Below are 1,434 nucleotides of genomic sequence, written 5' to 3'. Positions count from 1 at the left end.
CCTCAAGAACGGCGACACGCATCATCTTCGCAAGGCCTTGGCTCACTACTCTAGTCGCGGAAGTGGTGGAGCGAAGGCTGCGGCCAGCCGAATGCGGGCTTCTACGCGAGCAGGGGCCACGCTCTTCTCATTCCTCAATGCAGTCAGCCAAGGCTCTTCTGCCGAGGCTCGCCGGTGGGTGGACGACCTGCGAGCCAGCAATCCGTCTGCAGAAGACGTGGTGGACGCCATCGTCCGTGAGTTGGCGCCTGCAGGCGGAAGTGCTGACGAAGAGTCGTTCCGCGACGCCATGGCATTGGCACTGTCTGAACTGGTCAGGGACGATCCGAGCATCGACCCTTTGGCCATGGGAATCGACGACATTTGGGAGTTGATGAAGGGCTACCTCGCGACCGAAGCAGCCAATCGGCTGTGCTTCGACCTGGGGCCAATCTTCGAGAGTGCGCAGCTCGACCCGAGAACTGTGGTGATCCGCGAACGGGAGGTGCGACGCTTCATCAAGAACGAGATGGGCCTGCATGTCGACCTGCTGCGCGGCACGAACGCGAATCCAACTCGAGGTCAACTCGATTCAATTCTTCAAGAGGCATTGAAGATGACGTTCGAGCTGTTCGAGGCCGACCTATGAACAAGGTTTTCTGTGCGCCGAAGGACCTAATTCCAGAGTTCCGTCGCGGTGACGTCACGTACTTCTCGATGTATGGGCACGACGGACTTTCCGATGTCAGCACGGTGGGTGCCTCGCTCATTGACGACATCAAGCGCGCAGGCGTTAAGCCCAGTGCGAGGAGCTGGGACTTCTTGACTTTAGCCCTTGCGGTCAACGCTGCTGACCACGCGGTGGAGCGCAATGTCTCTTCCGACGGCTGGACTCGAGTCATTGAGCTGGACCTGGCCCTCTTTGATCCTGAGCCGTTCCAGCAGCTTACCGAGGACATTCAGCAGGCGCTGCGCTTTCTGACCGGCGACTTCTGGCAGATCAGCTTTTTGGAAGGCGGCTATCCACCACCGCTACCGAAGCACCGCGTTGTTCACGACGCGGACTGCGTTGCACTCCTCTCCGGTGGGCTGGACAGCTTGGTTGGGGCGCTCGACCTGACCGTGGACGGGCGTTCACCAATCTTCGTGTCCCACATCGCTAAGGGTGACTCTGATACCCAGGTCTTGTATGCGCAGACACTAGGCGGCGGTGGCCGCCATCTTCAGTGGAATCAGAACATCTGGTTGAAGCCGCAGCGCGAAGGAGAGGGCTCCACTCGCGGTAGGTCTATCGTGTTCTTCGCCTTTGCTGCCCTTGCCGCCGACAGCCACGCGGATGGAACTGACAGTGCTTCAGTTGAAGTGTTCGTGCCAGAGAATGGCTTAATCAGCTTGAACGTTCCGCTGAACGCTGGACGAGTTGGCAGCCTGAGTACGAAGACCACCCACCCCGTG

The 1,434-nt window shown here is 59.4% G+C and carries 1 protein-coding gene and 1 pseudogene; both read left to right on the top strand.

The window, feature by feature from the left end; all coding sequences use genetic code 11:
* A partial coding sequence (qatB, locus tag AC1D15_RS32065) for a Qat anti-phage system associated protein QatB (protein WP_477829233.1) occupies positions 1-628 on the top strand: 628 nt, incomplete at its 5' end.
* Positions 625-1,434, top strand: a pseudogene (locus tag AC1D15_RS32060) (Qat anti-phage system QueC-like protein QatC); the annotation flags it as partial. The gene qatB and the pseudogene AC1D15_RS32060, both read left to right, overlap by 4 nt.

The organism is Rhizobacter sp. P2_H2 (assembly GCF_056403375.1).
The sequence above is the reverse complement of the archived record's forward strand: the minus strand, read 5'-3'. Positions and strand labels throughout refer to the sequence as shown.